At 44.7% G+C, this 26,587-nt stretch carries 20 protein-coding genes; 10 read left to right on the top strand and 10 right to left on the bottom strand.

Annotated elements, in window-relative coordinates:
* Positions 1 to 304 precede the first annotated feature (304 nt).
* From BM528_RS10890 to rpsO, 8 genes are all read left to right on the top strand, one after another.
* Positions 305 to 3,745: an MHYT domain-containing protein gene (locus BM528_RS10890; RefSeq protein ID WP_071979824.1), complete on the top strand. Its 3,441-nt coding sequence runs from the start codon at positions 305 to 307 to the stop codon at positions 3,743 to 3,745.
* Between the two features lie 12 nt (positions 3,746 to 3,757).
* Positions 3,758 to 4,762, top strand: coding sequence for a response regulator (locus BM528_RS10885; protein WP_071979823.1), 1,005 nt, complete (start codon positions 3,758 to 3,760; stop codon positions 4,760 to 4,762).
* Positions 4,763 to 5,103: 341 nt separating this feature from the next.
* Positions 5,104 to 5,562 carry a ribosome maturation factor RimP gene (gene rimP, locus BM528_RS10880; RefSeq protein ID WP_071981274.1) on the top strand — a complete coding sequence of 153 codons (459 nt, stop codon included), beginning with the start codon at positions 5,104 to 5,106 and terminating at the stop codon, positions 5,560 to 5,562.
* 45 nt (positions 5,563 to 5,607) lie between these two features.
* Positions 5,608 to 7,104, top strand: coding sequence for a transcription termination factor NusA (gene nusA, locus BM528_RS10875; protein ID WP_071979822.1), 1,497 nt, complete (start codon positions 5,608 to 5,610; stop codon positions 7,102 to 7,104).
* 24 nt (positions 7,105 to 7,128) lie between these two features.
* Positions 7,129 to 9,711 carry a translation initiation factor IF-2 gene (infB, locus tag BM528_RS10870; protein WP_071979821.1) on the top strand — a complete coding sequence of 861 codons (2,583 nt, stop codon included), beginning with the start codon at positions 7,129 to 7,131 and terminating at the stop codon, positions 9,709 to 9,711.
* A gap of 90 nt (positions 9,712 to 9,801) precedes the next feature.
* Positions 9,802 to 10,203, top strand: coding sequence for a 30S ribosome-binding factor RbfA (rbfA, locus tag BM528_RS10865; protein ID WP_071979820.1), 402 nt, complete (start codon positions 9,802 to 9,804; stop codon positions 10,201 to 10,203).
* On the top strand, positions 10,204 to 11,175 hold the full coding sequence (gene truB / locus BM528_RS10860; protein WP_071979819.1) for a tRNA pseudouridine(55) synthase TruB: 972 nt from the start codon (positions 10,204 to 10,206) through the stop codon (positions 11,173 to 11,175).
* 114 nt (positions 11,176 to 11,289) lie between these two features.
* Positions 11,290 to 11,559 (top strand): 30S ribosomal protein S15, encoded by a 270-nt coding sequence (rpsO, locus tag BM528_RS10855; protein WP_032096567.1) that lies wholly within the window; start codon positions 11,290 to 11,292, stop codon positions 11,557 to 11,559.
* A gap of 176 nt (positions 11,560 to 11,735) precedes the next feature.
* Here the strand turns inward: rpsO and rluF are convergent, their stop codons facing one another.
* The 3 genes from rluF to BM528_RS10840 form a co-directional block, all read right to left on the bottom strand.
* Entirely contained in the window at positions 11,736 to 12,482 is a 747-nt protein-coding gene (rluF, locus tag BM528_RS10850; protein WP_071979818.1) for a 23S rRNA pseudouridine(2604) synthase RluF, read from the bottom strand.
* 26 nt (positions 12,483 to 12,508) lie between these two features.
* On the bottom strand, positions 12,509 to 13,324 hold the full coding sequence (locus BM528_RS10845; RefSeq protein WP_071979817.1) for a hypothetical protein: 816 nt from the start codon (positions 13,322 to 13,324) through the stop codon (positions 12,509 to 12,511).
* 231 nt (positions 13,325 to 13,555) lie between these two features.
* Positions 13,556 to 15,109 carry a bifunctional GNAT family N-acetyltransferase/carbon-nitrogen hydrolase family protein gene (locus BM528_RS10840; RefSeq protein WP_071979816.1) on the bottom strand — a complete coding sequence of 518 codons (1,554 nt, stop codon included), beginning with the start codon at positions 15,107 to 15,109 and terminating at the stop codon, positions 13,556 to 13,558.
* Between the two features lie 215 nt (positions 15,110 to 15,324).
* On the opposite strand from BM528_RS10840, the gene BM528_RS10835 reads away from it, so the two are divergent.
* Complete coding sequence (locus BM528_RS10835) at positions 15,325 to 16,029, top strand: 2OG-Fe(II) oxygenase (protein WP_071979815.1); 705 nt, start codon at positions 15,325 to 15,327, stop codon at positions 16,027 to 16,029.
* 248 nt (positions 16,030 to 16,277) lie between these two features.
* Positions 16,278 to 18,032: a response regulator gene (locus tag BM528_RS10830; protein ID WP_083595265.1), complete on the top strand. Its 1,755-nt coding sequence runs from the start codon at positions 16,278 to 16,280 to the stop codon at positions 18,030 to 18,032.
* Positions 18,033 to 18,268: 236 nt separating this feature from the next.
* On the opposite strand, the gene BM528_RS10825 is transcribed toward BM528_RS10830, so the two are convergent.
* From BM528_RS10825 to BM528_RS10795, 7 genes are read right to left on the bottom strand one after another with little or no spacing between them, the layout of a single operon-like run.
* Positions 18,269 to 18,601: a DUF6488 family protein gene (locus tag BM528_RS10825; RefSeq protein WP_071979814.1), complete on the bottom strand. Its 333-nt coding sequence runs from the start codon at positions 18,599 to 18,601 to the stop codon at positions 18,269 to 18,271.
* A gap of 26 nt (positions 18,602 to 18,627) precedes the next feature.
* A complete protein-coding gene (locus tag BM528_RS10820) occupies positions 18,628 to 19,167 on the bottom strand; it encodes a hypothetical protein (protein ID WP_071979813.1) in 540 nt (179 codons plus the stop codon).
* Between the two features lie 20 nt (positions 19,168 to 19,187).
* Positions 19,188 to 19,883, bottom strand: coding sequence for a HupE/UreJ family protein (locus BM528_RS10815; RefSeq protein ID WP_071979812.1), 696 nt, complete (start codon positions 19,881 to 19,883; stop codon positions 19,188 to 19,190).
* Positions 19,873 to 23,016: an efflux RND transporter permease subunit gene (locus BM528_RS10810; protein WP_071979811.1), complete on the bottom strand. Its 3,144-nt coding sequence runs from the start codon at positions 23,014 to 23,016 to the stop codon at positions 19,873 to 19,875. Before BM528_RS10810 ends, BM528_RS10815 begins: the two co-directional genes overlap by 11 nt.
* 11 nt (positions 23,017 to 23,027) lie before the next feature.
* Positions 23,028 to 24,269: an efflux RND transporter periplasmic adaptor subunit gene (locus BM528_RS10805; RefSeq protein WP_071979810.1), complete on the bottom strand. Its 1,242-nt coding sequence runs from the start codon at positions 24,267 to 24,269 to the stop codon at positions 23,028 to 23,030.
* An 8-nt stretch (positions 24,270 to 24,277) separates the two neighbouring features.
* The gene (locus tag BM528_RS10800; RefSeq protein ID WP_071979809.1) at positions 24,278 to 25,561 is read right to left on the bottom strand and encodes a TolC family protein; all 1,284 of its coding nucleotides are present in this window, start codon (positions 25,559 to 25,561) and stop codon (positions 24,278 to 24,280) included.
* 27 nt (positions 25,562 to 25,588) lie between these two features.
* A complete protein-coding gene (locus BM528_RS10795; RefSeq protein WP_071979808.1) occupies positions 25,589 to 26,584 on the bottom strand; it encodes a M56 family metallopeptidase in 996 nt (331 codons plus the stop codon).
* Between the last annotated feature and the right edge of the window lie 3 nt (positions 26,585 to 26,587).

The raw sequence follows: 26,587 nt of genomic DNA, 5'->3' as shown, positions 1-26,587 counted from the left end.
GCCTTTTCATCGTTAATGTAAAAAATTCGCCCTTAATTAAGCGCTAAATCAGTACAACACGCCTACATTTTGCTTCGTAAAGTACCCCTATATTCTCAACTGGCTTTGTTAAACAGTATTTCATTTGCGCTGTTAAGTCTTTTTCATGTCTTACATTAAATTGATACTAAAGATACGGATTTTGTTGTGGTTAGAGCTATTTGGGACATCAATTAGTCTAGTTTTTTGTAATGCGCGTCACGGGCATTTCAAGATGTGCTATTTTGCAGAAGTAGTAACTTGACTTTGCGGTTTAATTTTTTACATGTCGTTTTTTAATATTTTCGCTTTTGACAATGATACCTCTATGCTTGAAAGCTCATATCACTTTCCTCTTATTCTTTTATCTCTGCTGATTGCAGTGTTTGCGTCTTTTATGGCTTTCAACGTAGCAAGCCAAGCTGCGGTAACCAAACACAAATTAAGAAAAAATATTTTGCTCGCCACAGGAAGTTTTGCCCTAGGGGGCGGTGTGTGGTCTATGCACTTCCTAGGCATGCTGGCTTTAGAGCTTTGTACGCAAGTAAATTACGACGTCTCAATAACTATGGTATCTGCTATACCCGGGGTGGCGGCGTCTTGGGTTGCATTACATCTATTAACAAAGAGGAAGGTTTCTGCTGTTGAAATTATGCAGGGCGGAGTGTTAATGGGCTCGGGTATCGGTAGTATGCACTACATTGGCATGGGGGCGATGGATATGGCGCCCTTGTTACGTTATGACCTACCTATGTTTCTATTTTCCATTGCTGTAGCCGTTGTCTTAGCAATGCTCTCTTTGTGGATAAAGTTTGGCATTCGAGCAAGCGTCAACACCAAACGGGTATCACTGAGGCATGTCAGTTTGGCCAGTGTCGTTATGGGGTTTGCTATTGCGGGTATGCATTACACTGGCATGGCTGCAGCACGGTTTGTACTACCACCTGGGTTTGAGCTGACTTCTCAGCCATCGGGTATCACAACATATTTAGCTGTGGCAACCGCGGTAGTGACTACTGTGCTGATTGCATCGGCGCTAGGCGTGAGTCTATTGTTTAAATATCGAGATACAATGACGCGAGCTATTGAAAGTGAGCGAGTACAGAGAGCTATTACAGACACTGCCGTAGATGCCATTATTACCTTTGGCGACGACGGGATTATTCGCACTGCTAATCCTGCGGCTGAGAACGTTTACGGATACAAAGTCTCAGAGCTAATTGGCATGCACGCTAATGAGTTAGTTACGCCGGAGCGCAGACATCTCTACGGGCCAGACTTTTTCAAAAAAACTTCCTTTGAAGAAGAGCGGGCAATTGGCAGAGGGATTGAGGCTGAGGTGCTGAGAAAAAGTGGAGAAAGGATCCCTATAAGAGCGGGGATTGGACACACTCGAATTAATGGGCGCGCCATCTTTGTCTCTCTTGCCTCAGACTTGAGAAAGCGAAAAGCGATTGAGAACAAGTTAAGAGAGAGTGAGGCTAAATTTAGAAGTTTAATTGCTAACATACCCGGCATGGCCTATCGTAAACTTGCGGGTCCGAAACGGCAGATGATTTTCTTAAGCGACGCTGTAAAAGATCTCACAGGATATGATGCAGAAGAGTTTATGCTACCTGACCCTAAGCGCACCTTCGCTTCTCTTTATCATCCAGAGGATAGAAAATATATTGAAGAAAAAAGAGCGGGCGAAGGCACTTTTACTCTTGAGTATCGAATAATTACCAAGTGTGAAGAGGTTAAATGGGTTATTGAGCAGGGGGTCTTCGTTGATAACGAGCATGATGAAGTGAAATATATAGATGGGTTTATTTCAGATATCACGCCTAGAAAAAATATGGAGAACGCGCTTAAGGCTGCTCGGGATAAGGCGCAAGGAGCAGCAGCTACTAGAGCTGCGTTCCTCGCCAACATGAGTCACGAAATTCGAACTCCCATGAACGCCATAATTGGTTTTAGTGACTTGATGTTAAGCGAAGCTACAAATCAAGATCAAAAAGGACATCTTACTACTATCAATCGCTCTGCTCGGTCTTTGTTGCATTTACTCAACGACATTCTTGATAGCGCCAAACTTGATAAAGGCAAGCTCGATATTGAGCTTAGAGAGTTTTCTTTACGAGAGGAGTTAGACCTGGTTGTTTCCACCTTTTGGTTAGAGGCAAAGCGAAAGCAAGTTGATTTGCGCTTATCGGTAGATGCTCAAATAGGTGACGCTTTTATTGGCGCCCCAGAGCGAATAAGACAAGTACTCAATAATCTCATTGGCAATGCAGTTAAGTTCACGCATGAAGGAGAGGTTGTCATCTCTGTTTATGAGCATTGTGATGATATTATTTTTGAGGTAAGTGATACCGGTATCGGTATGACCAAAGAGCAAGTAGAGCGTGTGTTCGATCCTTTTTCTCAGGCAGATGCCTCAATGAGCAGGAAATATGGAGGCACTGGGCTTGGCACAACAATATCAAAACAGTTGGTTGAGTTAATGGGAGGTTCAATATCTGTTTCTAGTGAAAAGAACGAAGGATCTTCTTTCATTTTTTCTTTGCCACTTAAGCCTGCTGATGTTTCGGTAAAGACAAAATCTTCGCGCACCTCTCATTCGAACATAATACGGGCTTTGAAAGTTTTGGTTGCCGATGATGTTCAACAAAATATAGAGCTTCTTACTCTATTCCTTACTCGCGCTGGTCATGACGTAACGTCAGCTGAGGACGGAGAGGAAGCGCTGAAAAAGATGAAGGAGCATGATTTCGATATTGTGCTTATGGACTTACAAATGCCTAAGTTAGATGGGCTTAGTGCAGCAAAACAGCGTCGTCAATTTGAAAAAGACAACAAATTAGACCATGTACCCATGATAGCACTCACCGCTAGCGTTCTCGTACAGGATAAATTGACAGCTGAACATGCTGGCATGGAAGGTTTTGCGAACAAGCCTGTCGACTTTACGTCACTAATGCACGAGGTAGCGAGAGTTCTAAAAGCAGACACCAAAGACGTTCTTTCAAAAGCGTTTGATAACGCATTGTTGTCAGATGCAAAAGAACTACTGGTTAGTGAGGTTTTGTCCAGTCGAACAATTGGCGTTCTTCATAATCGAGACATTATTGATTTGGAGCGAGCTACCTTAATGTGGGGTGACGAAAAGATTGTACTCTCTGAATTAACCAAATTTTTAAATCTTGCGCGTAGTAAATTAATTGCGCTTGGTAATGCTGTATCAAACAATCACACAAACGATGCGATTGCCGCTTTACATGCGCTAAAGGGAACCTCTGGAAACCTATGTTTAACTACGTTCTATCGGCATGTTAAAACCATCGAATCGCAAGCGCTTAAGCAGCAAATAGACGACCACCAATTAGCGTTGTTGAAGCACGATCTAGACGATGTCGCTTCTTTCATCGCTGTCCTAAATAATGCAGAAAAACACGTTCACACCTTTCCTGAAGGTTCAAATAATGGCACCAAGGCAGATAGCCTTAAAGATAAAAGCGCAGACAGCATCATGGCAAACAATGCAGTGCTGACTGAGCATCTTGTTAAGTTAAAGCAAAGCCTGCTTCAAAACATGATAGATGAGAGTGAGTTGGTTTTTCTGCGTAACGAGGCCGCCTCTCTACACGAGGACGCCATATCTCAAGTGTTGCTCCATATTGATAACTTCGATTTCAAATCGGCGTTAAAATATGTAGATGAACTGCTAAAAACGTTAGAAACATAGTAGAGGCTGACTATGCTTGATACTAAAATTGCGGATCCGATTTTGTTACTTGTTGATGATGAACCTGCTAATTTACGGGTTCTAAAGCAACTTCTATCTAGTCAATATCAATTAGTGTTTGCTCGTGATGGTCATGAGGCACTTGAGATTGCCTCATCTCGTAAGCCCGACCTCATTCTACTGGATGTCATGATGCCTGGAATGACGGGATTCGAGGTTTGTGAGTCACTTAAAAACAATGAAGCTACTGAACATATTCCTGTTATCTTTGTTACCGCTCTCAACGACGATATGGATGAAGCGAGGGGCTTTGAAGTTGGTGCAGTAGATTACATTACTAAACCTATATCACCTGCTGTGGTTAAAGCACGAGTAAAAACCCATTTAAGTTTGGTTCGTGCTGAGGCGCTTATGGAGAGTCGGCTGCATGTGGTTCAGCGGCTTGGCCGCGCAGCTGAGTATAAAGACAACGAGACTGGCATGCACGTAATGCGTATGAGTCATTTCTCAAAAGAGTTAGCATTGGCTTATGGGTTATCTGAAGAGCAAGCCACAACTTTACTCCATGCTGCTCCTATGCACGATATAGGGAAAATAGGTATTGCCGATAGCATTATGCTCAAACCTGGAAAGCTGACGGATGAAGAATTTAAAGATATGCAGCGACATCCGGAGATTGGGGCAGAAATTATTGGTGATTGCGGCGATTCATTACTTTTGAAGGTTGCCAAATCCGTTTCAATGACGCACCACGAAAAATGGGATGGCACGGGTTATCCAAAAGGTTTGAAGGGGGAAGAGATTCCTATAGAGGGTCGCATCTGTGCGCTTGCTGATGTTTTCGATGCTTTAACGAGTAAAAGGCCTTATAAAGAGGCGTGGAGCATAGAAAAGGCGGTAGAGTTTATTCAAAGTCAGAAAGGCAAACACTTTGAACCAAAGCTTGTCGATCTTCTTATTGCAATGCTGCCAAAGATTATTGAAATTAAAGAGACGTTTAAAGAAGAAGGGGAGTAATACCACTTTGCATAGATACTTAGCCACACAGCGAGACTTAAAATGTTGTCCCGCTGTTGCTAAATGAGGCAGCTGCCAGTATAATGCTTGAATAAAGTAATAAGAGCGGGCTCCCTCAAATTTTCAGGAAAGTAACGCACTTATTCATAGTAAGCTATCACCTAACGGTGTTTTTACCTACATAGATGTCGCTTTCTAAGACGTTATGTATGGGTTCAGAATTACAACAAAAAGCCCCGCTAGTCCGGGGCTTTTTGTTGTATTAAAACCTAGAGAAATTCGTTTTTCTTAGGTGATGACAGGTGGGCTTTATGCCCTTTTTTTGTTTTTGGAGGTTTGGATTGGCAAAACTTGAAGATAAGCTGACCGAAATGCTTAACCCTGGTGTTGAGGCCTTGGGTTTCGAATTGGTTGGTGTCGAGTTTGTACGTGCGGGGAAACATTCGATTCTTCGCGTTTTTATTGATCACGAAAACGGTATAACCGTAGATGATTGTGCAGATGTTAGTCATCAAGTGAGCGCAATATTAGACGTAGAAGATCCGATCAGCACCGAATATAACTTAGAAGTGTCATCACCAGGGATGGATAGACCGCTTTTCAAGGAAAAGCACTATCAAGATTCTGTAGGTGAAGTAATTCAAGTTCGTTTGTCTATGCCAATGGATGACAGACGTAATTTCAAAGGCAAATTACTTGCGTGCGAAGACGGCATGGTAAGTATTGAAGTGGATGGCCAGCAGTTCCAGTTAGCTGTGGCGAATATCGAAAAAGGTAACGTTGTTCCCACGTTCGATTAACGGAACAGCTCTGCTTTCATCGAAGAAAGCAAAAGTGAGGCGAAAATGAATAAAGAAATTTTGTTAGTGGCGGAAGCCGTTTCAAATGAAAAACAAGTGCCTAGAGAAAAGATTTTTGAAGCGCTGGAATTCGCAATTGCAAGCGCAACGAAAAAGAAAAACGAAGGCGAAATTGAAGTTCGTGTAAGCATTGACAGAACGTCAGGCGACTTCGACACGTTTAGGCGCTGGCTAGTAATTCCTGATGATCAAGAGCAGGAAAATCCGTATGCCGAAATTACAATTTCTGCGGCGCAAGTCGACGAGCCAGAAATCGAACTTGGTGAATTTGTTGAAGAACAAATTGAATCTATTAAGTTCGACCGCATAACAACGCAGACGGCGAAGCAAGTTATCGTACAAAAAGTTCGCGAGGCAGAACGTCAGCAAATGATTGCTGAGTACGAAGATAGAGTCGGCGAGTTGGTAACGGGTACAGTTAAGAAAGTAAACCGCGACAATATCATTATTGACCTAGGTAATAACGCAGAAGGTGTTATCTACCGTGACGATATGCTCCCAAGAGAGACATTCCGTCCAGGAGATAGAGTGCGTGGTCTACTTTATGTTATTCGTCCTGAGGCTCGTGGTGCACAGTTATTTATCAGCCGTACGCACCCAGATATGCTTGTTGAGTTGTTTAGACTAGAAGTTCCAGAAATTGCGGAAGAGACTTTAGAAATAAAGTCTGCGGCACGAGATCCAGGTTCACGCGCAAAGATTGCCGTTAAGACTAACGACAAGCGTTTAGACCCAGTAGGTGCCTGTGTTGGTATGCGTGGTTCACGCGTACAAGCAGTATCTGGTGAATTAGGCGGTGAGCGTGTTGATATTGTGCTTTGGGATGAAAACCCAGCTCAATTTGTTATCAATGCCATGGCACCAGCAGAGGTTGCATCGATTGTTGTTGATGAAGATAACAATACGATGGATGTGGCGGTTGAGGCTGATAACCTTGCGCAAGCAATTGGAAGAAGCGGCCAAAACGTACGCCTAGCCAGCCAATTAAGTGGCTGGGAACTTAACGTGATGACGGTTGACGATCTCAACAAGAAGCACGAAGAAGAAAATGCGAAGGTACTTAACCTATTCACAACTGGATTGGATATTGACGAAGATTTTGCGTTAGTACTTGTCGATGAAGGCTTTACCACACTAGAAGAGGTAGCCTACGTTCCAGTGAGTGAACTTTTAGCGGTTGAAGGATTAGACGAAGACACCGTTGAAGAATTGCGCACAAGAGCGCGTGCCTTCCTAACAACGCGAGCACTTGCAGACGAAGAGTCTCTTGAAGGTGCAGAACCAACAGAAGCCTTATTAAATCTTGAAGGTATGAGTAAACACGTGGCTTATGTGTTGGCCAGCCGCGGTATTACCGACCTAGAAGAGTTAGCAGAACAAGGTACCGATGATATCAATGATATCGATGAACTTAACGATGAATCGGCGGGTGCATTAATCATGGCTGCTCGAAATATCGTTTGGTTCAGTGAAGAAGAGTAAGGTCAACAGGGGGATAATTACGTAATGGCAGATGTATCTATAGAAAAGCTCGCCAGCGACATTGGTACGACCGTTGACCGATTGGTTGGCCAATTTAAAGACGCGGGTATTGTTAAAAGTGCCGGCGCTCAAATTAACGAAGAAGAGAAACAAAAACTGTTGGATCATTTAAGTAAGCAACACGGTAGCTCCGCAGAGCCCACGCGCATGACATTAAAGCGCAAGACGACCAGTACACTAAGCGTTGGAAAGTCGAAAGAAGTAAAAGTTGAAGTACGCAAAAAACGTACTTACATAAAACGTACTGACGTTGAAGAAGAAGCGAAGCGTCAGGAAGAAGAACGTCTGAAGCGCGAAGCTGAAGAAAAAGCGGCTGCAGAAGCGAAGAAAGCAGCAGAAGAGAAAGCGCGAAAAGCCGCAGAAGCAAAGAAAGCGGCTGATGAAGAGCGTGCTCGTCGAGCGGAACAAGCAAAGAAAGAAGCTGAAGCGCGCAAGAAGAACGAGCCTGAGTTATCTGAAGCTGAAAAAGCTAAGCAAGAAGAAGCGCGCCAAGAAGAAGAGCGTTTGCGTAAGGCTCAAGAAGAAGAGTCTCAGAAAAAGCTTGAAGAAGATGCTAAGAAAGCAGCTGAAGAAGCACGTAAGCTAGCTGAAGAAAATGAGCGTCGCTGGAAGGAAGAAGAAGAGCGTCGCAAGAAAGCTGAGGCTGAAGAAGTTCACTTGCACTCAAATCGTTATGCTCAAGAAGCAGAAGACGAAGAAGACATGCAAGTAGAGCGCTCGTCACGCCGTCGTCGCAAGTCTAAAAAGCATGCTGGCGAACATCTTAAGCAAGGCTTTAACAAGCCAGCACAACCTGTGGAGCGCGTAGTTAAACTTGGCGCAACCATTACGGTTGGTGAGTTAGCGAGCAAACTTGCAATAAAATCTAACGAAGTTATCAAAGCCATGATGAAAATGGGTGAGATGGCTACAATTAACCAAGTACTTGACCAAGATACAGCCGTTCTCGTTGTTGAAGAAATGGGTCACAAGTATGAGCTAGTTAACGACAATGCGTTAGAAGATGAATTACTAGCAGAAGGCATGGACGGGGTTAAAACCACTCGTGCTCCAGTAGTGACTATCATGGGTCACGTTGACCATGGTAAAACATCATTACTCGATTTCATTCGTCGTGCGAAAGTTGCTGACGGAGAAGCAGGTGGTATTACTCAGCATATCGGTGCATACAAAGTAGAAACTGATAACGGCGAGATTACATTCCTTGATACACCAGGACACGCGGCATTTACAGCAATGCGTGCACGTGGTGCAACTGCTACTGATATTGTTATCTTGGTTGTTGCTGCAGATGACGGCGTTATGCCGCAAACAAAAGAAGCGGTTCAGCATGCTAAAGCGGCTGGCGTACCTTTGATTGTTGCAGTGAACAAAATGGATAAAGAGTCTGCAGACCCTGATCGCGTTAAGAGCGAACTTCTGCAACTTGAAGTTATTCCTGAAGAATACGGCGGTGATCACCAGTTCTGTAACGTATCAGCGAAAACTGGTATGGGTGTTGAAGAGTTACTAGAAGCCATCGTGCTTCAAGCAGAACTACTTGACCTGAAAGCAGTGCCAGAAGGTCCATGTCGCGGTATCGTTATTGAATCACGTCTAGATAAGGGCCGTGGTCCTGTTGCGTCTGTATTGGTTCAAGAAGGCCAACTTCGCCCAGGTGATATTTTGCTATGTGGTGAAGAGTACGGTCGTGTTCGTGCAATGCGCGACGAAAACGCCAAAGAAATGAAATTTGCTGGTCCATCAACACCGGTGGAAGTACTCGGTTTATCTGGTGTACCGGTTGCTGGTGAAGATGCGGCGGTCGTTCAAGACGAGCGTAAAGCTCGTGAAGTAGCGGCCAAGCGTCATCAGAAGAAACGTGAGCTTAAACTAGCACGTCAGCAAAAAGCGAAACTCGAAAACATGTTTGCGAACATGGCATCAGGGGACGTGAGCGAATTGAACATCGTACTAAAAGCTGATGTACAGGGCTCTGTCGAAGCGATTGCTGAATCACTGATTAAACTTTCTACATCAGAAGTAAAAGTGAATATCGTTGGTAGCGGTGTTGGTGGTATTACTGAAACTGACGCTACACTTGCAGCGGCATCTGGTGCAATTGTTGTTGGCTTTAACGTTCGTGCCGATGCATCTGCCCGTAAAGTGCTAGAAGCGGAAGAAATTGATTTGCGCTACTACAGCGTAATCTACAGTCTTATCGACGAAGTGAAAGCGGCTATGAGCGGTATGCTTGCACCTGAGTTCAAACAAGAAATTATTGGTTTGGCTGAAGTGCGCGACGTATTCAAATCGCCTAAGTTGGGTGCGATTGCAGGTTGTATGGTTACCGAAGGTAACATCAAGCGCAGCAATCCAATCCGCGTTCTACGTGATAACGTCGTGATATACGAAGGCGAACTAGAATCGCTACGTCGCTTTAAAGATGACGTCCAAGAAGTTCGTAACGGCATGGAATGTGGTATCGGCGTGAAAAACTACAACGATGTGAAAGTAGGTGACCAAATTGAGGTCTTCGAAGTCGTTGAGGTTAAACGCGAAATTTAATTGCCTGTTCTAATTGGCATTTAAAAAGCGGGGGCCGAGTGCTCCCGCTTTTGTCTATACGCTATTTATAATTAGGTTAAGGAGTTTACAATGGCTCGTGAATTTTCACGTACCGATAGGGTTGCTCAGCAAGTTCATAAAGAAGTAGCGAGTATCCTTCAAAACGAATACAAACACAGAGTAGGCGACATGCCGCTTATTACGGTGTCTGAAGTTGAGGTGTCACGAGATTTAGCTCATGCAAAAATCTACGTCACTATTTACAACAGCACTGAAGAAGAAGGTAAAGCACAGGTTAAGCAACTTAAAGAATTAAAAGGCTTCATTCGCAGCATTTTAGCTAAGCGCTTACGCATGCGTTCTGTGCCTGATCTTCACTTCTTTGAAGATAAGTCGATTATCGAAGGTATGCGCATTTCAAATTTGGTCTCACAGACCATTGCTACCGATGAGTCAAAGCGCGACCTTGATGACGAACAAGAGTCGGAGTAAATGGCAAGACGACGTAAAGGCCGTGATATTAACGGCATAGTATTACTTGATAAGCCGCTGGGCGGGTCATCTAACCAGCTGCTTCAAAAGGTTAGATGGCTGTATAAAGCGGTGAAAGCAGGGCACACCGGGGCACTAGACCCTCTAGCTAGCGGTATGTTGCCATTGTGTCTAGGCGAAGCAACTAAGTTTTCTCAGTTCCTACTCGACGCCGAAAAAACGTATGAAGTCACTGCTAAGCTTGGTGTTCGCACTACCACTTCAGATGCCGATGGTGAGGTTGTTGAAGAAAAGCCCGTTGACGTTACTGATGCACAGGTAAACGAAGCTTGCCTCGCCTTTTTAGGGAGAAGTAAGCAAATTCCTTCCATGTTCTCAGCGCTTAAGCATCAAGGAAAACCGCTTTATCACTACGCCCGCCAAGGTATAGAAATAGAGCGAGAGCCTCGCGATATAGAAGTGTATGAGCTAGAGGTTTTACGCATCGAATTGCCTTACGTGGATATGCGGATAAAGTGTAGCAAAGGAACCTACATACGTTCTATTGTTGACGACTTAGGCCAAAACTTGGGTTGCGGCGCGTATGTAACACGTCTGCATCGCACCGAGGTTGCAGATTATCCGACGGATAAAATGGTGTCACTAGATACCCTTATCAGCACGCAAGAATCACTTGCTGAGGGCGATTTTGCAGCGCTAGACGCTTTTCTCATACCTATGGATACGGCTGTAAGCCGCTTGCCTCGCGTCGTGATTAATGATGAAGAGCGCAGTCGCTTCGACCATGGACAAAGCGTTAAAGGGGTATGTGAAGCAGAGCTTATCGCTGGAGTTTCCTATCGCGTTTATCATCAGCAGGCAGACGACTGTTTGTTTTTAGGCGTAGGTGAGGGGGTAAAAGACCCAAGAGATCAGGGGCAGCCAAAGAACGAAATCTTTGTTAATCCCAAGCGACGCGTGGTTTATTCGTAAATTGGCCAAATTACTGCGTTCGACCCTTGCTAACTGAGCAAACGTCATTATAATACGCGCTTCATTCCGTTCTGCTGAATTAGTGATCGGCGGGACATAATTTAGGAGAATGTTATGTCACTAACTAAAGAACAAACTGCAAAAATCATTGCTGAGTACGGCGTTAAAGAAGGCGACACTGGTTCACCAGAAGTTCAAGTAGCTTTGCTTACTCACAACATCAACAAGCTTCAAGGTCACTTTGCTGATCATAAGAAAGATCACCACTCACGTCGTGGTCTTCTTCGTATGGTTAGCCAGCGTCGTAAGCTTCTAGACTACCTTAAAGGCAAGAATGCTCAGCGTTACCTTGACCTTATCAAGCGTCTAGGCCTTCGTCGATAAGACTTGGGTTAAACGAAAAAAGCGTCCTCTGGACGCTTTTTTTGTGCCTTGAATTTACCGACGTTTAATACAGGGGTAGAGTGCACTTAGTCGCAAAATGCACTCGGCCGGAAAATGAACGAAAGAAAAGCGAGGTCACGCCTCGAACTCACTCGAAATCATCTGGTACCAAGGCTTTATTTCTCTTGCGATGTTTTTGTTGAGTGTTTTACCGCATTATTTAGCGTTGTTAGTTCGCGAGCTGTAAGTTCTCGCCATTGCCCAGGGCGAAGGTTACTCAACGCTAAGTGCATAATTCTTGTGCGCTTTAACTTTGTTACTTCATAACCCAAAAATTCACACATTCTGCGAATTTGTCTATTTAAGCCCTGAGTTAAGATAATTGTGAATTTATTTCTACCGGTTTGCTTTACGGTACATGGTTTTGTGACAGTACCTAGAATAGGCACACCACGGGCCATTTTGTTTAAGAATTTATCGCTAACAGGCTGGTCTACAGTAACTTCGTACTCTTTATCATGGGCATTTTCAGCGCGCAATATTTTATTCACAATATCACCGTCGCTGGTTAAGATAATAAGCCCTTCTGATGGTTTATCTAGGCGACCAACAGGGAAAATACGCTCTTTGTGACCAATGGCATCAATGATGTTTCCTCTAACATGACGTTCGGTGGTACACGTAATACCTATGGGTTTGTTGTAAACAATGTAGACCCGATCAGACTTGTCTTTTGCCACAGCGCCAATACGTGTTCCATCAACTTCAACGGTGTCGTTAGGGGCAACTTTGGTGCCCAGTTCAGGCACTTTACCGTTAATAGTGACCCGATTTTGCTCAATCAGTTTGTCTGCTTCTCGACGAGAGCAGAGCCCGGTATCGCTAATAAATTTATTTAAGCGTTTAAGCGTCTGCTCGCTCATTTAACTAACTTTCCTTTGCTTTTATATTAGCCTGCGTTAGGAGCTGCTGCTGAGCTTGAACCCACATTTGGTGTAGAGCTTGTGGTATTAGCGCTACCACCAGAGACCACTTTAGTTGCAATCTCTCTAATTTCGTCTTCAAGATTATTAATTCTGCCAGACAGGGAAGCGTTGCGCTTTTCAAGCACAGACAGTGTATCCGCTAAGTTTTTTACCTGCTGTTGGGCGCTAGCCTTTTCTTCTGATGTCTGTTCTAACCGAACATTAACTGCAAGTAGCTCGTCGGCCACCGAGGCTAACTGGTTTTTTAACGAGCCTAATGTGGCAGACTGTGCGTCAACGTCTTCAGATACCGCGTTGATATCTTTGTTAACACTGGTTTGCACTTTTCCAACACGTTCGCCTAAATCTGCAATTTCTTTTTGATTACGACGCCACGCAGAAGCCCAAAGCTTATCCATCTGCTCCCAAAGTTCACTGGTTTTATCATTTAACTCATTCACTTTAACTTGAAGCGCAACGGTAGATTCGCCCATCTCTTCGCCCGTAGCGGATAGCTTATTCTCAAGAGACATAATTCGTTGTTCTGCTCTTTCGGCTATATTTTTTTGTTGTTCTAATAAGGTGAACAAGTAATAGCAACCGCCACATGCTGCTAGCGCAATAAGTGCAATCAGGGTTATCCACAGTCCGTTGCCGCCAGAATTCGATGAAGGAGCTGAAGAAGAGGTTGGTGCTGATGTTGGACCAGAAGAAGGTTGTCGCTTAGTTTGATAATCGCGACGGTCCTCATCATCTAACCGGATAGTTGGAAATTCATCATTCTTAGAGTTGTTAGACATAATTTAATTACATTCTCATACTGATTGTTTTTTGGCACCTAGGCCAAACCTAACCCAATAAACTACCTAACCCAATAAACTGGGGTGCCGTATAGGTCAACACGTTGTTGGCATGTTATCGCTAATTTAAAAAAATTGCCATGGCTTATGGGGTTAACAGCTTTATAAGAAAAGGAAATCTAAGACTGGCGAGCAATCCCTTGCTCGCCCTTTGATAATTGTAGTGTGAGACTAGGTATCGCCCATCCATTCAACGCGGTAAAGATCTCTGCGTCTATCTAGATAATTTCTCACTGAACCTTCGTTTTGCAGCTTGGTGAGCTTGTCTAAATCTAGGTCGACAATGAGGGTCATTTCCGTGTTAGGTGTTGTCTCAGACACAATGGCATCGTGAGGAAACGCGAAGTCACTAGGAGAGAAGACGGCAGTTTGGCCGTACTGAATGTCAACATTATCTACTTTCGGTAAATTACCTACGCTGCCTGCAATAGCCACGTAACACTCGTTTTCGATTGCCCTTGCCTGGGCACAGCGTCTCACTCGAAGGTAGCCGTTCTTTGTGTCTGTCCAAAATGGCACGAATAAGATTTGCATTTCTTGGTCGGCAAGAATGCGTGCCAACTCTGGAAACTCAACGTCGTAACAAATTAATACGCCAATCTTACCAAAGTCGGTATCAAATGTTTTTAGGCTGTTTCCGCCCTTCATGATCCAGTCTTCTTTTTCATGAGGGGTGGGGTGCAGTTTGTACTGGCTTTCAATGGTGCCATCACGCTTACAGATGTAGCTTACGTTGTACAGTAAGTCATCTTCTACCACGGGCATGGAACCCGCAATAATCGTGATGTTGTAAGATACGGCTAAATGTGACACAGAAGTCAGGATCTCATCGGTATAGGTAGCAAGATGCCATATTGCATCAATAGATGACTCTGTAGGGCATAAACCCATTAGTGGTGCATTGAAAAATTCTGGGAAAAGCGCCACATCACAGGAGTAATCAGAAAGCGCATCGACAAAGTATTCTACTTGTTGAAGTAATTCTTCCACGTTATTGAAGTAGCGCATCTGCCACTGTATGCAGCCAATTCGAGCACTCGACTTTCTGCTTGCGATTAATGATGGCGTATTTGGCTCATAGTATATGTTGTGCCACTGAAGCAAGGTGGCATAACCCTGAGAGGCTTCGTCTTCAGGTAGATAAGCGGTCATTACTTGCTTAACTTCAAAGCCGTTAGATAGCTGGAAAGTTAAAATAGGATCGTAAATATCTTTCAGTTTTACCTGCTCGATATACTCATAGGGCGTTAATTCATGTGCATAGTTACGATAGTTGGGAATACGACCACCGGCCATAATCGACTTTAAGTTTAGATTGCGGCACAGTTCTTTTCGTGCTTCGTATAAACGTCTACCGAGACGTAAACCCCTGTACTCAGGACATACAATAACTTCTACGCCGTAAAGTACATCGCCGTTTGGATCGTGGGTAGTAAGATAGGCGTCGCCTGTTATTTCATCGTAGCTATGCTTATCGCCAAACTGGTCGTAATCAACGATGACAGATATCGCGAAAGCGACTACCTTACCCTTATCTTCAATACAAATCTGGCCGTCAGGAAAGGTAGTTACCTGTGCTTTGTAATTAGAATAAGGCCAAGCACCACCTACGTTAGCGTAAACTTTATCCATAAGGTCTTTAACGTCACTATAATCGTCCAACCTTAAATTTCGTAGGTCGAGATGGTGTTCGGTCTCTTCTATTTGCGTTTGATCTTGACTCATTAACTACTCTCTTTTGCGTAACATCTCATTAAGGGTCTTCCTTAGCGTATTCAATCATACATTTAAATAGAAATAAGCAAAAATTGTGCTTTTAGTTTGTCCATGAAAAATTTTATTTTCACAACAAAAATATAGCGTACCCACATGACGCATTATTAGTTGCCTACCCAGTAAAAAGCCCTTATAAACCCATTTTATTTTTAGCCGCTAACATTATGAACATTACATCCGTTAATGAAGCGTCACCTCTTATCACCCTAGATGACGCCATTTTTGAATCTGTTGTTAACGACCTCGTCAAACAGGGCTTTAGTATTCAGCCCAATAGACTACCAGTTGCAGTAGTAGACGCATTATTAACTTGTCAGCGCTCGATGAAAGATAGCGAATACCAAAAAGCAGGAATAGGGCGGGCTACTCAATTTCAGCAGAAAGACGATATACGCAGTGATGAAATTAGCTGGATTACAGGTAGCACAGTAGAAGGGCAAATTTGGCTGTCATGGTGTGATGCATTAAAAACGTATATCAATAGAAGTTTATTTATGGGGCTTTTCTCGTTTGAAAGTCATTTTGCTTGTTATGACGTGGGGGCATTTTATAAGCGCCATCTAGACGCTTTTAAAGAACAGCGAGTTTTAAAAAACCAAACCAACAGAGTATTGTCGCTAGTAGCCTACCTGAACGAGGACTGGAAAGAAGGCGACGGCGGTGAACTGGTGTTGTATCAAAATAATGAGGATACAAAAGGGTTAAAAATTGAGCCCACACGAGGCACATTTGTTGTGTTTTTAAGTGAGGAGTTTCCCCACGAAGTGCTAACGTCAAACCGCGAGCGTCATTCAGTGGCGGGTTGGTTTAGAGTTAACGGTAGCATAAATGCACAAATAGACCCGCCTGTAAGTGCTAATATTCGTTGAGGTGATGTCTGCTGCTACGAGTATTGCGCTATCAGCAACCTATTTTCTAGCTGCTGCATTCAATTTTGATGCATTCTTCTGCCGTAATCTGGTATCGACATCACTTATACATATGCAATATTATGCATGCTAGCCCACAGAGTCGATATTTAAGGTGTTTTACGTTGTGCTTTAAACCGTGCTCTAAACCGTAAGTTCATGCTCAATACTGTGTTGCTTAAGGAAAAGACGTGAGAAGTGATTGCTAAATGTTGGAAAAAATTCCTGCCCCCGTACCAAGAGAAGAACTTCATGTATTGGTTATCGACAACCAAGGATTGGTACACGACGTAGTAGCGTCTGCGCTGCATGACGTGGGAATTAAGCACGTCAGTAGCGCATTTAATGCGTTTCATGCTAAACGCCTTTGTGAAAAAAGACAGTTTGACTTTGTTTTACTTGCTTTTAACGTTAGTCACGACAAAGACGGCTTTCATCTTTTTGAAGAATTAAAACACCTCAACTATATCAACGACACGACAACAGTTATCTTTTTAAGCGCTGAGACGTCCTCCGAACTGGTAAACTGTATAGTTGAACTGCAACCCGATGATTTCTGGGTAAAGCCCCTTCAGCGTACAGCCGTTATTGGGCGTCTTCAGTATCTCCTTCAAATTCGTTACAAGTTGCATAAAATGCTGCATTGTATGCAGCTAGGTGACTATTCCACCGCGATGTACTACGCAGAGCGCCAATTAAAAGACGCATCCTTGGCTGAATATCACACTAGAATTAAACGCTTAATTGGTGATTGCCTGTTACAGCTGCGGGACTTTGAAACGGCAGAAAATTATTTTCGCGAGCTGCTGCAAAGTATGGATCACGCCTGGGTACACATTGGTTTAACACGCGCTCTGCTACGACAGGATGAGTTAGAAGAGGCACAACTTATTGTTGATGATTTACTTCAGCGTGCAGATACACGATTTTTAACCTTCGATTTGCTAGCACAATATTTTATTGAAAAAGAACAGTTCGACATTGCTTACGAACAGATGAAACAAGCGAGTCGATTGGCACCCAGGAATATTGAGCGCAATAAACGCCTGTGGGACTTGGCGAGATTAAATCATGACAAAGTTGGCCAACTCTCTGCTGTGCAGAATATGGCAAAGTTTGCCAAGAACTCTATTCACGACTCTCCACAGCTCTCACTTAACGTCATTCGTAGCACTATTGACCTCGCTACCAGCCTTACTGGTCCCGAGGCTACTAAGTATATTCAGCGGGCCGAGCACGATATTGATGCTGTGTCGCAACAAAAGGGCGTTCAATCTGCACTTAACGATCAGGTTGATGTTATTAAAGTTCGGGTGCTTTGTCTTAAAGACGATAAAAAAGGCGCAGAGCAGGTAATGAAGCGAAGCTCTGTAGACATTGAAGGTCTATCGATGGAAGACAGCCTTGACAAGATGAAGGCATTTCATGAGCTTGGTATGCGTGAACATTGTGTCAAAATTCTAGACAAGTTAAGAAAGCAAATTGAGGGTGATACCTTCTCTTCTCAGGTCGTTGACGAATACTTGAAGCAAGAGTCAATTGAGCGCAACGAAATTCAGTTTACGCCGAAAGAGCTGAAACATATGGCTGCGGTGAACTACAAAGAAAATAGGTTATTGCCCGCTTACAACAACCTAAGACAAGCCCTCACAATATCTCCTAGCGATAAGCAGGTTGCGCTTAGCCTGTTAAAAATAGTGTCGCAAATACACGTGGGTGAAGATTTAAGCGATGAGCAGATGGAAGTCGCTCACAAAGCGGCAAAGCTTCTTCTTGAAGGGAAATTATCGCCTACTCAAATGGAGAAGCGCGATATGTATATTCAACGACTCGGGTTGGAAGTTGACGATGTAAGCGCCTCAGATTTTGTGGGCGTAGTGGCCAAGGAGAGCGCAAAGGAAGGCGCAAAAAATGATGCCAAAGGCAGCACCACAAACGCTGAAGAAATAACAGAGAAAGGCTAAAATGGATTAGTTATCAACTTGTCTGGCATTTTCAAGAACAGAATGCGACCAAGGCGGGCTGTTTCTTATTTACTTAAGGCAGAGGTTGGTTTATTGCGATTTTTTGGTAATGACGAGTGATTAGGGGATGTGTGAGTTAACAGTGTTAAGTTGGCGCAGTATGAATTAACTCTTATTACTAAAATGATAATGGAGCACTAAGCATTAACGCTAAGTGCCCATCAACATTTTCGTATTTAAAAGTCGTTCGTAGCATTTACATCCAATAACTGACCGTTGTTGGCTATCTTGAAAAAGATTTGCTTGGCAGCTTCAGAATTAGAAGCACTTACCACATAGAACTCTTCTTCGACGCTAACGATACTGAACTTTTCAGACGGCAAGCCTTTCCACGACTCATCTAGCTTGCCCACCTCAAAACCAAAATCTTTGAAGGTCATTTGCTTCACATATTTAGCTGTAATGCTGATGGCGTTCTGGCCGCTGATGACGCCATGTTCGCCATGTGCAAGAGTACTACCACTGATTAATGTGCAGCAGAGTACCGCTGCGGTAAGTGCTTTTTTCATACATTCTCCAATTTTAATAAGTTGAATTATTGCTTCAGGCCAATGACTTGGTATTCGCCCTTTACCAAAAGCTGCACAGCAATAGGCTTGTCCGATTTGTTTTTCCAATACCAGCCGTGTGAACCTGCAAAAGGAGCTGTAAAGCTGCCTTTAATCTCATTGGCGGTCGCTATGGTATAACTTTCGAAATACCCAGTGGTATCGCCTTCCGGTTCACCATGTAAGTCGAAATACAGCGCTTCACCGTCGGTCAGCCATTCATACGTCATCTTGGAATATTGCTGCATGGCAAATTTGTATTCGACACCGCGTCCCGCAGGCACTAGCACTTCAATAGTCTTAAAATCGCTGCTGCCTGACACTTCAGTAACAGTTTCATCGGCAGAATCAACAGTTTTAGATTCAGCCACTTGTGCAAGGGTCGTCAGCCCCAGTTTATGCCCAATTCCGGTTGGGTCGATGTTGTATTCCGCTGGAAGAATAAAAGTCACCAAAGCAATTGCCGCCACAACCGTTGCGGTGATACTGGCTTTGACTAAGGTTTTTGTACTGACAGTGTGTTGCATAATATTCTCTTGTTATGAGTTTAATTAACGAAGTAGCCGGTAAGCTGATATCCCACCAACATAACGCCAGCACTTATGAGCGCCGTGTTGGTCATGGTAGAGAAACGCTGGAATGAAGGCAGCTTTCGCCAAGCGTTGATGGCTATCAGAATAAACACGAGTGCTGCAAACTGGCCCAGTTCAACACCGATGTTAAAGGCAATCAGATTGGTTATGAGTCCATCTGCCGGTAAATGGAATTCCTGTAATTTGGTTGCCAATCCAAAACCGTGAAATAAGCCAAAGATCAGTACCGCCCATTGCGTATTGGGTTGCCAGTTAAAACATCGCTTGAAACCACCTAAGTTATCAAAGCCTTTATAGACGACAGACAAACCAATAATGGCATCAATTAAATAGGCGTTAACCTGAATATCGCTCAGCACACCGAACAGTAAGGTTGCGCTGTGACCAATAGTAAACATACTCACGTACAGAAGTACTTCCTTGCTTCGGTACAGGAAGAAGATGACACCCACTAAGAACAACAAATGGTCATAGCCAGTGATCATATGCTTAGCCCCGATGTACAAAAACGGAATAAACTGTACACCTTGGTTTTGTTCCAGAAATGCGCGGGTATCGTCATCCACGCCATGTGCGAATACATCAATGCTAATTAGAGCTAATGCGCCCATCAGCAGAGTTAGGCTAATTTTAATAAGACTACTTGGCATTAGACGATTCCAATACTTCTACGTCAGTCAAAAATGACTCCTTCTCTTTGTGTAAAATTCGATATAAGGCCGGAATAACGAACAGAGTGAGCAAGGTGGATGAAATGATCCCGCCAATAACCACTGTAGCCAATGGACGCTGAACTTCAGAGCCAATGCCGGTATTGAGTGCCATAGGGATAAATCCCAGCGATGCCACTAATGCGGTAGTTAATACTGGGCGCAACCGAGTTAGCGCACCGTCAAAGATGGCCTGATTCAGATTCACGCCATCTTTGCGTAATTCACGGATAAAGGACACCATTACCAAACCATTTAAAATGGCGATACCAGACAAGGCGATAAAACCTACCGCAGCCGAGATGGAAAATGGGATATCACGCAATAGTAGCGCAGCAATTCCCCCGGTTAATGCCAGTGGCACACCCGTGAAGATGATCATCGCGTCTTTAAACGAGTTCAGTGCCAGAATCAGCAAACCGATGATCATTAGCAAGGTAACTGGCACAACAATACTGAGGCGCTTGGAGGCCGACTGAAGCTTCTGGTAAGTGCCACCGTATTCAACCCAGTAACCTGCCGGCGTTTCGACTTTTTCCGCTACAGCTTGCTGAATGTCAGCCACAAAGCTACCTAAATCACGTCCTCGCACATTGGCGGTGACCACCACCCGGCGTTTGCCATTTTCCCGGTTTATCTGGTTGGCCCCGGACACCAGCTCCAGCGACACCAATTCTTGTAGCGGAATGCTGTGACCATCTGGCAGCGTTATGGGCAGGTAATTGAGCGCATCAATATCCTGTCTGCGTGATTCGCCTAAACGCACGACAATGTCTGAGCGCACATCACCCTGATAAAACTTCCCAGCAACTGCGCCGCCCATAGCGGTAGCCACGTGCGATTGCACATCTCCAATACTGATCCCGTGCTGCATGAGTTTTTGATGGTCAGGCACAATATTCAGCATGGGTAAGCCGGTAGTCTGTTCAACCTGAATATCGGCAATGCCTTCTACCTGAGAAATGGCAGATTCAATTTCAGCGCCTAAACCTGTGAGAGTATCGAAGTCGTCTCCAAATACCTTAATGGCCAGCTCTGCCCGAACGCCAGCCAGTAACTCGTTAAAGCGCATCTGAATGGGTTGCAGAAATTCGTAGCGGTTGCCGGGTATGGGCGCAACCAGAGCAGCGAGTTCTTCGACGATTTGCTCTTTCGTCTTGTCAGGATCAGGCCACTGCTCACGGGGTTTTAAAATAATGAAGTTATCCGCCACACTAGGTGGAACAGCATCGGTAGCCACATCAGCGGTGCCGATTTTGGCAAACACCCGCTCTACTTCCGGCATCTGCTTAATTTTGTCTTCCAGCGTTTCCTGTAGTGCAATAGCCTGACTCAGTGACGTACCCGGAATGCGCAGAGCATGCATAGCAATGTCCCCTTCATCAAGATTGGGGGCAAATTCGCTTCCTAGTTTGGTTACCTGATAGCCAAATACCACCACCAGTAGTGACGCAGCGAATACAACTATCCAGCGACCTTCCAACACCAAGCTTAACGCCGGGCGGTATAAGGCCTCGGCTCCACGAATAAGTGGACTGTGTTTTTCTTTGACTGGCTTTTTAAACAACAACGCAATGGTGGCGGGAACAAAGGTGACAGAGAGCAACATCGCACTTAATAAAGCTATAACGACAGTAATAGCCATCGGATGGAACATTTTGCCTTCTACACCTTCCAGCGCAAAAATGGGCAGGTAAACGGCTGTGATGATAAACACACCAAACAATGCCGGGCGGATCACCTCACGGGTAGCTTCAAACACCAACTCCATGCGCTCTTTAAGTAGCAATGGTCTATTTCCACTTTGGCTGAGTCTGCGCAAACAGTTCTCAACAATAATAATCGCTCCATCAACCAACAAGCCGAAATCCAGTGCGCCAAGGCTCATGAGATTAGCACTCACGCGGGCCTGAACCATTCCGGTAACGGTCATTAACATGGCAAAAGGGATCACCAGAGCGGTTAAAAAGGCCGCTCGAAAGTTTCCTAACAGCACAAAAATCACCACAATGACCAGAAGCGCACCTTCCAATAGGTTGGTTTGTACGGTCTGTAATGTCTTATCCACTAGCTTAGTGCGGTCATATACAGCGGTAGCGACAATGCCTTCAGGCAGGCTGGCGTTGATTGCTTTCAGCTTCTCACCCACGGCATGAGCCACGGTACGACTGTTCTCTCCAATCAACATGAACACAGTACTCATAACCACTTCGCGGCCATTTTGCGTTGCAGCGCCGGTACGTAAACCCTGACCATTTTTGATATCCGCTACGTCCTTAATGGTTAGCGCAGAACCTTTGGTCGATTTCAGTGGAATACGGCCTATTGCTGCAATATCTTCGGCCTGTCCGGGAACTCTCAACAGCCACTGCGCACCGTTTTGTTCAATAAATCCTGCGCCTTTATTCTGGTTGTTGCTGGCAATGGCATCGACTACATCCGCTTGGGTTAAACCAAAAGCCAGCAGCTTTTCAGGCTTGAAAGCAATCAAAATTTCACGTTCAAATCCACCTATGGGGTTTACTTCCACCACACCCGGCACTCGCATTAACTGTGGTCTGATAGTCCAGTCGTGAACGGTACGTAAATCCATCGGTGTGATAGGCGAACCATCTGCATGGGTAGCATCAGGTTCGGCATCAACGGTGAACATGAATATTTCACCTAAGCCCGTAGCAATGGGGCCAAGCTGAGGCTCCAATCCTGTCGGCAACTCGGAACGGGCGGCGGATAATCGTTCATTCACCAACTGGCGAGCAAAGTACACATCCGTGTCGTCACTGAATATCGCGACTACCTGAGATAACCCATAGCGCGAGACCGAGCGAGTATAGGTCAGCCCAGGCAAGCCTGCCAGAGCGGTTTCCAATGGAAATGTGACCCGTTGCTCTATCTCAAGAGGGGTATAACCCGCTGCTTCGGTGTTGATCATCACTTGTACATTAGTGATATCTGGTACCGCATCAATCGGCAGCTTAGTGAAATTCCATACCCCTAGTCCGGCAACAGCTAATACCATCACCAGCACGAGAAACTTTCGCTTTATCGAAAAGCGTAAAATCGACTCCAACATGATTTACGCTCCTAGTGGTCGTGAGATGCGCCGGACTTTTCAATGTCGGCTTTTAAGATGTAACTGTTCTCGGTGACATACTCGGTGCCCGGATTTAATCCGCCGAGCACTTCAACCCATTCTCCGCCTTCACGCCCTAACTCCAGCATACGTACTTCATACTGTTCACCGACTTTGGCATAAACCACCGTAAAATCGCGAAATCCCTGTAAACCAATACGTTTAACTGCCAGTGGTACGTCTATGGTAGCAACTTCAATTTGCGCCTGAACGAAGCTGCCTGTGGTCAATTCACCTTTTTCGTTAGATAAGTTTACCCACACGATGCGAGCCTGATCATCCCGCACCTTGGGTTCGATAAACGAAATGGTGCCTTGGTAGTTTTTATCCACACCTTCAACCTGCAAGGTCACCACCGAACCTTTGCGGACTTTTTGATAGTCCCTTGGATACACAGCCAGCTTCGCAATGTATTGGCTGCTATCCGTTATGCTCAGTAAGTTTCGGCTGGCAGTTTGTTCTCCGGCGTTAGCAAACTGCTCTGTGATAACGCCATCCGACGGCGCTTTAACTTGATAAGGCTTCAGGCTCTCATTACTTTCTACCGTTAACAGCGTTTGCCCTTTCTTCACCTCTTCACCGAAACCCACATGCAATTTGGTAATTTCCCCATCAAAACGAGCCGAAACAAAACGTTGCGCCCCTACAGGTAGTGCCAATGTGCCGTAGGCAGGGATAGTCTGATGCAGGGTCGCAGGTCCTGCGATAGCCGTTTGAATATCCATTGCCTCTGCCACAGCTTGCTCAATAGTGGTACGCCCTTCGAAGTTGTCGTATTGCCAGCGGTAGGATTTACCCTGATGTTTGGCTTCGATGGTTACCACAAAAGAATGGGGTTCATAGATTTCCATATCACCACGCAGGAAATCACCTTGAACATAGAAATTAATGTCATCAACAACATTACCCAAGCGGGTCAATTTAACGTTTAATTCTACCGACTTTGGATCGATAGGTTGGCCTTCTTTGGTGAGCCAAACGCGAAATTCAGGTGGAACGCCCGTTTCGAAAATTGACAATTCCAAAGCGAAATCACCGTCACGCAACATACGTCCTCGATGCGGGCCTTTTTCTGGTTCAGCCTGTTCAGCAGCAGGCACAGATGATGCCGTTACGGGTAGGCTGATTAAGCCTAAGCTGAGATTCATTAACATCGCCAAACTCAATGACGAAAAGATTTTATTGTTTTTCATAATTTGTCTCACTGAGATAGGGATGTACCGGTCAGGCGTTGAATTTCAATATGCTGCAAATGCAGGCTTTCAAACGCTTCAAGCAACTGTGTTTGCGCACTGAGTAATTCACGGCGCACGCCACTGTATTGGTTGTAACTGAGTTGACCTCTATCAAAGGCATTACCTGCTTCAAATAAGGCAGTTTCTAATGTGGGTATAATGTTCGTTTGTACGATTTGTATCACGTGCTGTGAATGCGCTATTTCCTGTAGCAGTACATAAAGTTGTGCATCCAGTGACTGCATCAACGCACTTTGTTCGCTGGCTACTACATCCTGCTCTGCTTGCAATGCGGAGATCGTCCCGGCATTGCGGTTGCTATCGCCCCACGGAATGGAAATCCCAGCAACCAAACCAAAATCGTCTGTCGCTTCATAGCGGCGTAACCCTGCGGTAAACTGCCATTGGGGTTTAGCTTCGATGCGTGCCAGTTCCATTTGCGATTGAGCGATACGCTGGGCACTAACGAACTGTTGTAAGCGAGGGTTTCGCTTGAGCAGTGCTAGTTGGCTTTCAAACGGTGGAACAGGCGGTAAAGTGTGCAAATTTCCGTTCAGTTGATAGTTCTCAGCAGGTTTACCCCACAGAGAGGCCAGTTGATACTGACTGGCTTTGAGTTCATGTTCTATGTCTTCTACGGCCAATTCCCTGCGTATCAGCTCCGCTTTTGCCAGTTGCACTTCAAAACTTGAACTCTTACCGGCTTTCACTCGCTTGGCTATAGCTTCTACCACTTCTTCTGCCTGAGTTTCAGCCATCCGATTGATTTTGAGACGCTCTTGTTTAACTAAAATATCAATATAATGTTTGGCCACCAATGCAGATAAATCCAGTGCTTTAATTTGCTTTTCAAGCGTCAGTTTCGCAGCTTCGCTTTTTGCGGCACTTACCCGACTATCGATTTGCTCCTGTTGTAACAACCAAGAATAGGTCAAAGTTGATTCCATACTCTTAATACCACTGACCTCACCCGTACCCATCACATCTTCAACCATCAGTCCAATTTGGGGACGTTCACCTACACCAGCTTGCTGAATACGTCCCTGCCAAACCTGCTCCTGTGACACTAAAGCCTTTAATTCTGGGTGGTAATTTAAGGTCATCATTACAGCCTTAGGTAGGCTTATAATCTGAGGAGTATCCTCTGATGTAGCTTTCGCCGATAAAAGTAAACCAACTCCGGCAAGTACGACGGAAAACCGATAGCCAATCGGTTTTTTAATCTTGCGTTTACAAAGAATATCTTTCATTCCCAGTCCTTATCTTGTGGGTAAAAGCTAATGGGTGAAAAAGGTTTCGATAATGTGGTGGATACTATCAACCGTAGAAGCGGTTAATAGAGGCGCAGAAGCAAACAATATGATTGCAAAACCCATTGCTAGTCGGGACGAAGACATCACCGGGCTAATAAGGCATTGCACACGCACCGTGGTTTGATCATTGCCGAAGTAGCTCGTTTGCAAGCCATCGCAGCCCATGTTGTTGTGCATGGAGTCTACACTTCGTTGCATGCGTGCGACATTAATCAGGGTTTGAGCGACATCTAAGTTGTCATATTCCTTGGTCACCGCACTATCCGCTATCTGCTCGGTCAATAAAGTAAATTGCTTGATTAGTTCTCGCGTCGCAGAAGCAGGGAAAAAAGCCGCAAATGTTGCAAAGACAACTTTGTACATGGGATCACGCGCTTCAACATGCGCCATTTCATGGCGGATGATGATATCCAACTCCTGCTCATTAACCCGTTCTTTAAGCGCAGTTGTAACATAGATTTTCGGAGACAGCAGCCCTGTGGTAAAGGCTGCCGGTATTGGCATCGGTAACGAATAATACCCCTGCTTACCGTTGATATGCTGTAATTTGATATCAGATAAGCCAATCAAATCTGCCATCGCAGATGATTGCTTTCTACGAATATAAACGGTTCTTGTCACTGACCAGAGCAAATATGCAGAGGCTGATAACAAGGTAACAGCATGCCAACTGGTGAAACTAAAAATATCGACGTGGTGCCAGTGCGCAAAGTCGTTTAGCCAAGCTGCGGGGAATACGTCTTGCTGCCTCGGCCAGAAAAAGCCTACACAACTAATTGCGATCCACCACGGCGCAGTCACTAATGACCACAAGGTGACTTTGCGAATCCCAAAGGTGAATTGTGATATCTGGTGAAGAGTGAATGGTGAAATAACCGCAATGAAAGCCACACTGATCGCAAATGCCAGCACAGCAATGCTCAGTAAATTCAGTGTTATTGCCAGATTTCCCACCAACATGTT

It is taken from the genome of Alteromonas sp. RW2A1, assembly GCF_001886475.1.
In the GTDB taxonomy this organism is placed as follows: Bacteria; Pseudomonadota; Gammaproteobacteria; order Enterobacterales; family Alteromonadaceae; genus Alteromonas; species Alteromonas hispanica.
The sequence above is the reverse complement of the archived record's forward strand: the minus strand, read 5'-3'. Positions and strand labels throughout refer to the sequence as shown.